Annotated in this window: 8 protein-coding genes; 1 reads left to right on the top strand and 7 read right to left on the bottom strand. The window is 50.5% G+C overall.

Features of this window, described 5'->3' with window-relative positions:
• Positions 1–366 precede the first annotated feature (366 nt).
• Positions 367–906, bottom strand: a complete 540-nt coding sequence (locus tag FHS19_RS33070; protein ID WP_183587553.1) for a hypothetical protein — start codon at positions 904–906, stop codon at positions 367–369.
• Between the two features lie 87 nt (positions 907–993).
• On the opposite strand from FHS19_RS33070, the gene FHS19_RS33065 reads away from it, so the two are divergent.
• Positions 994–1650, top strand: coding sequence for a TetR/AcrR family transcriptional regulator (locus FHS19_RS33065; protein WP_183587551.1), 657 nt, complete (start codon positions 994–996; stop codon positions 1648–1650).
• Positions 1651–1696: 46 nt separating this feature from the next.
• Here FHS19_RS33065 and lysS read toward each other — a convergent pair whose 3' ends face one another.
• The 6 genes from lysS to folB all read right to left on the bottom strand — a co-directional run bounded on the left by lysS (position 1697) and on the right by folB (position 6326).
• On the bottom strand, positions 1697–3211 hold the full coding sequence (lysS, locus tag FHS19_RS33060) for a lysine--tRNA ligase (RefSeq protein WP_183587549.1): 1515 nt from the start codon (positions 3209–3211) through the stop codon (positions 1697–1699).
• A 205-nt stretch (positions 3212–3416) separates the two neighbouring features.
• A complete protein-coding gene (gene greA, locus FHS19_RS33055; RefSeq protein ID WP_076176695.1) occupies positions 3417–3893 on the bottom strand; it encodes a transcription elongation factor GreA in 477 nt (158 codons plus the stop codon).
• Positions 3894–4163: 270 nt separating this feature from the next.
• The gene (gene dusB, locus FHS19_RS33050; RefSeq protein WP_183587547.1) at positions 4164–5186 is read right to left on the bottom strand and encodes a tRNA dihydrouridine synthase DusB; all 1023 of its coding nucleotides are present in this window, start codon (positions 5184–5186) and stop codon (positions 4164–4166) included.
• Positions 5187–5250: 64 nt separating this feature from the next.
• Positions 5251–5454, bottom strand: coding sequence for a helix-turn-helix domain-containing protein (locus FHS19_RS33045; protein WP_105442414.1), 204 nt, complete (start codon positions 5452–5454; stop codon positions 5251–5253).
• On the bottom strand, positions 5406–5954 hold the full coding sequence (folK, locus tag FHS19_RS33040) for a 2-amino-4-hydroxy-6-hydroxymethyldihydropteridine diphosphokinase (protein ID WP_183587545.1): 549 nt from the start codon (positions 5952–5954) through the stop codon (positions 5406–5408). Before folK ends, FHS19_RS33045 begins: the two co-directional genes overlap by 49 nt.
• Positions 5955–5963: 9 nt before the next feature.
• Positions 5964–6326 carry a dihydroneopterin aldolase gene (folB, locus tag FHS19_RS33035; RefSeq protein WP_183587543.1) on the bottom strand — a complete coding sequence of 121 codons (363 nt, stop codon included), beginning with the start codon at positions 6324–6326 and terminating at the stop codon, positions 5964–5966.
• Positions 6327–6375 lie beyond the last annotated feature (49 nt).

Genomic DNA, 6375 nt, shown 5'->3' with positions numbered 1-6375 from the left:
CTGACGAGATTGATTTAATCTCCATTCGCTCCGGTCATAAGACCGTCGCGTTTATACTCACTCGTTGTTCAGTTTTCAAAGATCAAACTTCGTTTTTGTTACCGAGAGCTCATCGCCTCAACAACTTTTATAGTATATCATGTTCCGCCCAACTTAGCAAGCTCTTTTTTTAAATCTTTTTTTCAGATTTAGTATGAAGCTTGTGTTTTGATTCATGTAACAACCAAATCAATTGGCCGGAATAATAATATAACACGCATCCTTGTATTATGCAAGTCTTTTTCTGAAATTAATATTGAATTATAAAGGCAGGGTGCCGACTGTCTGCCTAACCATGTATTTCATAGCAGCGGCACCTACGATAAGTCAATAGCCTTTCCCCTTCCTCGGCCAAAGCGTATAACTGAAACTTATAACGAAATCAATGCCAACAATGCATGCCCAGAGTAATGGAACCCGTTTAAGCGCCTCGGTACGATCGGGGTCATTAACGACCACTATCATGAGATAAATCAGAATCGAGCCGATCAGCCAAGCCAACACATGCCTGAACCACCCTTGCCGCTCTATTCTGGCATGTGCCTTCCCGTATTTGGGTGCCTTTTTGGGTTTAACCCCGCCTCCAAAACGATAGGCAAACCGCTCGTCGGCCCAATGTATCATCCGGTGACCATAAGCAATGGTTACACCGATGTACACCGCAGCTAACCCATGCATGAATTCCGCCTCGGCGCCGCCGCGCAGATCCATAATCGTAAGAATGATCAAAAGAAGGTCGACTATAGGAGTCATCAACAGCAGAGCGGCACCGCCCTTTTTCCATCCTGCTAAATACCGGACGCTAAGTCCGGCTAATACCAGGACCCAGAAGGCAATTTCGCACCCAATAATCCATACACCGATCAACAATCCCACTCCTTTTTAATACAAATGTTCTAAAAACAATTTATCACAGCCGTACTAAATAAATCAAGCACGTGGTATAATGAAGACATGCCCAAAATTGTCGATCATGAACTCCAGAAAGCAAAAGTGGCTGAGGCCACCTGGCGCGTCATTCAGAAGCATGGTATCGAGCAGGCCTCCGTCCGAAACATCGCGGAAGAGGCTGGGATCTCCGTAGGCTCGATGCGCCACTATTTTTCAACCCAATCGGAGCTCCTGTCCTATTCCATGAAACGGGTATCCGAACGGGTATCGCAGCGAATATACGATACGGTCTTCTCCGGAGACCTGATGCAGGACATTCCTTCTCTGCTGCATGAGGTTCTCCCTACGGACAACGAAAAGCGGCTGGAAATGGAGGTGTGGTTTTCTTTTGTCGTCAAATCGCTGTCGGATGAGTCCTTGCGTGCGCTGCGCCATCAGGTGGACGATGAGCTGCGGTCAATTTTCGTTCAGGTATTTAACGGCTTATCGGAAAACCAGCTCCTGCTTCCCGGTCTGGACTTTGCCATCGAAGTGGAACGCTTCTACGCCGTCCTCGACGGACTGGCCATCCATGCCGTGATGCGCCCGGAGCGTGTGACCCCCGAGGTCATGATCGCGGTCATAAAACAGCATTTGTTGTCTTTATGCCAGCCGAATGTACCTTCCATGGTAAAGAAGCCCGAATCAAACGCAAAAAAGGAACAGCCGCGTGATACATGATCACGATAGCTGTTCCTTTTGCTTATTTCCCCTAAAAACCTGAAAACTACTCCTGACGATTCCGCATATGCGGGAAGAGCAGCACGTCACGGATGGACGGAGAATCCGTCAGCAGCATTACCAGACGGTCGATGCCGATACCTAGACCGCCGGTCGGCGGCATGCCGTACTCCAGCGCGGTGAGGAAATCCTCATCCATTTCATGCGCTTCGTCATTGCCCTGCTCGCGTTCCTTCAGCTGTGCTTCAAAGCGCTGGCGCTGATCGATCGGGTCGTTCAACTCGCTGAACGCATTGGCATGCTCACGGGCAACAATAAAGAGCTCGAACCGGTCGGTAAACCGCGGGTCCTGCTCGCTTTTCTTCGCAAGCGGCGAAATCTCCACCGGATGCCCGGTCACAAACGTCGGCTGAATCAGCGTTTCCTCAACAAATTCCTCGAAGAACGCGTTAAGGATATGACCGAATGTCATGTGCGGCTCGACTTTGACGTTGTGCTCTTTAGCCAGACGGTGAGCTTCCTCGTCCGTCATGTGCACGCTGAAGTCCACGCCTTTGACTTCCTTGACCGCGTCCACCATGGATACCCGGCGCCAAGGGGGAGTCAGGTCGACTTGATGCCCTTGATAGTTGATGACTTTGGTGCCAAGCACTTCTTGCGCTATATGCGCGATCATATTCTCGGTCAGATTCATGATGTCTTTGTAATCGGCATAAGCCTCATACAGCTCGATCATCGTAAATTCCGGATTGTGACGGGTGGAAATACCCTCGTTACGATATACGCGTCCGATTTCGTATACCTTCTCCAAACCGCCGACAATCAGGCGCTTCAAATGAAGCTCGATGGCAATCCGCATATACAGCTGCATGTCCAACGCGTTATGATGCGTAATAAATGGCTTGGCTGCGGCTCCGCCGGCAATCGCATGCAGTGTCGGAGTCTCGACTTCCAGGTAGCCCTGTGAATCCAGGTAACGGCGCATCGATTGAATAATCCGCGAGCGGGCAATAAATGTCTGTTGGACTTCCGGATTGATGATCAAATCCACGTACCGCTGACGGTAGCGGAGCTCCACATCCTTGAGGCCATGGTATTTATCAGGCAATGGGTAAAGGGATTTCGACAGAACCTCCACCTCGTTGGCCTTGATCGTCGTTTCCCCGGTCTTCGTCTTGAACATCGTTCCGGCGATGCCAACAATATCGCCCAGATCTAGCAGGCGGAACGCCTCGAACGCATGCTCAGGCACGGAATCCTGGCGCACATAGATCTGGATTTTGCCGCTCAGATCCTGGATATGGGCAAAAATGGCTTTACCCATGCCGCGCTTAGCCATAATCCGTCCGGCAACGCGAACTTCGGCGTGCTGCTCGTCCAGCTCTTCTTTTGTCATGCCGTCGTATTTACTCAGCAAATCGCCGGCCATGCTGGTTCTGTCATATTTTTTGCCAAAAGGATCGATCCCCAGTGCACGCAGCTCGTCCAGCTTGCTCCGGCGGATTTTCAGCATCTCGCTTAATTCAATTTCCTGTTCCTGGTTGTTCACTTCTTCTGACATGGTCAGTCTTCATCTCCTTCATTTCACTGCTAAACCTCTCCCGCCTATCCAAGCGGATGCCATCTGCCGTTTGCCGTCTATATCCGAAAATAACCCCATCAAGTGGGGCCTTTCCTTTGCCTCGACGTTAGCTCAGGGGTATATTCCATTATCTTGAAAAAAAGCTTCCTCAAGGAAGCTTTCTTTCAATCCTAAAGCATAGATATTACTTTTTGATATCAATGATTTTATATTGAATAACGCCCGCAGGAACGTTCACATCCACGACGGTTCCTTTTTGCTTGCCGATGATTGCTTTGCCGACCGGGCTTTCATTGGAAATTTTATTGTTCAGCGGATCGGATTCGGCACTACCGACGATCGTATATTCCATCGTATCGCCGAATTCCAAGTCCTGCACCGTTACCGTTGCACCTACGCCCACGATGTCCGTGTTGATCTCATCATTATTGATGATACGGGCATTGCGAAGCATTTTTTCCAAAGTAATGATCCGGCCTTCAATAAAAGCCTGCTCGTTCTTGGCGTCTTCGTATTCGGAGTTCTCACTGATATCCCCGTAACCGATAGCTACCTTGATCCGCTCTGCCACTTCGCGGCGCTTCACCGATTTCAGGTTCTCGAGTTCGTCTTCCAGCTTCTTAAGTCCGTCCTGTGTAAGAATGACTTCTTTATCGCTCATCTTAACCGATTCTCCTGTCATGTAAATAAATTAAAAAACATTCTGCTTCCTAATAGAATGAACTAAAGAAACTTACGTTCTTGCTCCGGTCAGGAGATGGCAATGCTCACTTTAGTTCAATCTATTTATATGCAAAACTATATGCAAAGTTTGGAGGATCAGAACATCCTCCTGCTGCTAGTTAAACGAAAAGTCGAATTTATACTGCAAAATTATATGGTAACCGTTTCAAAATGTCAATGACAGGGGTGTCAGCCGCAGTTGCCCATCTTATTGGGCTACCGCTTCCGCATCTCTTCCCTCGGCCTCCATCTCGGCACGCAGGTTCAGGTCCGCCACAAAATCATTCAATATTCTGACCATTTCGTCGCGCTTCGTGCCTTCCATAATTTCGTCCTTGATTCGAGCCGATCCTCTAAGGCCTTTCAGATACCATGCCAGATGCTTGCGCATTTCGCGTACCGCTACCGACTCGCCTCTCAGCGCGATCAGACGGTCCATATGAAGAATCGCGATGCGGATTTTCTCTTCAGCCGGTGGCTCAGGAAGCAGCTCCCCGCTCTTGAGGTACTCAATCGTACGGTACAGCATCCACGGATTCCCCAAAGCACCGCGCCCGATCATAACCCCGTCGCATCCGGTTTCGTCGAGCATGCGCCGCGCGTCTTCCGGCGTAACGACGTCACCGTTACCGATGACAGGGATCGATACCGACTCTTTAACTTGCTTTATAATGCTCCAATCGGCATGTCCCGTATACAGCTGTTCCCGGGTTCTGCCGTGCAGGCTGACTGCCTGGCCTCCGGCCCGTTCCACCGCCTGGGCGTTCTCCAATGCATAAATGTGATCGCTGTCCCATCCGGTACGCATTTTTACGGTCACCGGTTTATCGACTGCATCCACGACCGCGGAGACCATTTCATAAATTTTCTGCGGATCGAGCAGCCACCGTGCGCCAGCGTCCATTTTGGTCACTTTCGGGGCCGGACATCCCATATTGATATCGATGATGTCCGCGTTGGTCTGCTTGTCGACAACTTTGGCCGCCTGTACTAGGGATTCCCGGTCTCCTCCGAAAATCTGCAGGCTGAGCGGCTTCTCGCGCTCATCCACATACAGCATTTCCTGCGTGCGCTGGTTGCCGTGGACAATCGCTTTGCCGCTGACCATTTCCGCACAGACCAGACCCGTTCCGAATTCCTTGGCGATAAGACGGAACGCGGGATTGCACACGCCCGCCATCGGTGCCAGCACGACTTGGTTTTTCAATTCAATACCGCCAATTTTCAGCATCGCATCGTTTCCCCCCTTATTATTCATTGTATATACATAAGCAGTATTCCTGCTTCTTAAAAGTCTAACCGTTCCTCAGCTCCTGAACGGATACGCCCAGTGCTTCAGCTACTTTGATCAAAACCTGTTCTTCCGCACGACGGTTTCCCCGTTCGATGGCTCCCAGCACCGCCAGCGATATCCCGCTCTTGGCTGCGAGCTCCTGCTGCGTGTAGCCTTTTAGCTTCCGGAAGGCGCGGACGCGCTTCGCCAGCTGCATGTTTTCCAAAGCTGCAGACCTTCCTTTCCATCCAGCTTATCCATAGCTGTCTCTACGATCGTATATAAGCCGGAAGGCTCGTCGGGAGGAACAATATCGGATAAGGGAACCAGCACAAAGGCGCGCTCCTCCATCCGGGGATGCGGCAGCACCAGTTCTTCCGTGTTCTCCCTGCGGCCCTCCATCCAGATTAAATCCAAATCGACGGTCCGGGGCCCCCAATGGATCTCCCGAATACGCCCAAGCCCGTTCTCAATCCCCTGCATCACGTGCAGCAGTTCATGGGAATCCAAACTTGTGCGGACGCACACGGCCATATTTAAAAAGAGGGGCTGGTCCACATAACCCACAGGCTCCGTCTCATAAAGGTGGGAGCAGCGGACTACCGTAATGTGGGGATCCTCTTCCAGGCGCCGAATGGCTTCCATCAGCGTATGTTCGCGGTCACCCAAATTTGCCCCTAAAGCAATATAAGCCTCTGATAGCTCAGAGGTGAAATGTGCATTCATGGTGGAGTCTCACTTTCTTGTTCTATGCAGCTCCACCGTAACACCCTGAAAGTGGATGTCAAATGGAGGATGCGGTTTGGTCACTTTGACCGTCAGTGCATTGATACTAGTATAAGTGTCCAGTACAACAGATGCAATACGTTCGGCTAAAGCTTCAATCAGGCGAAAAGACTCGGTTTCCACCACGTTTTTGACCGTTTCGTGGACTTCGGCATAATTTACCGTTTGGGTGAGATCGTCGTTCTCCCCGGCTGCGCGTAAATCGATCTCCATGTCCAGATCGACGTAGAAGCGCTGGCCGAGCTTGCGTTCTTCCTCGAACACGCCGTGATACCCGTAATACTCCATGCGGTGAATGACCATTCTATCCATTTTCTACTCCCGCCTCCCCAAATATTCAACATCGTATCAAACGATCCTG

Origin of the sequence: Paenibacillus rhizosphaerae, from assembly GCF_014192015.1 — a bacterium.
GTDB lineage: Bacteria > Bacillota > Bacilli > Paenibacillales > Paenibacillaceae > Paenibacillus_AQ > Paenibacillus_AQ rhizosphaerae.
The sequence above is the reverse complement of the archived record's forward strand: the minus strand, read 5'-3'. Positions and strand labels throughout refer to the sequence as shown.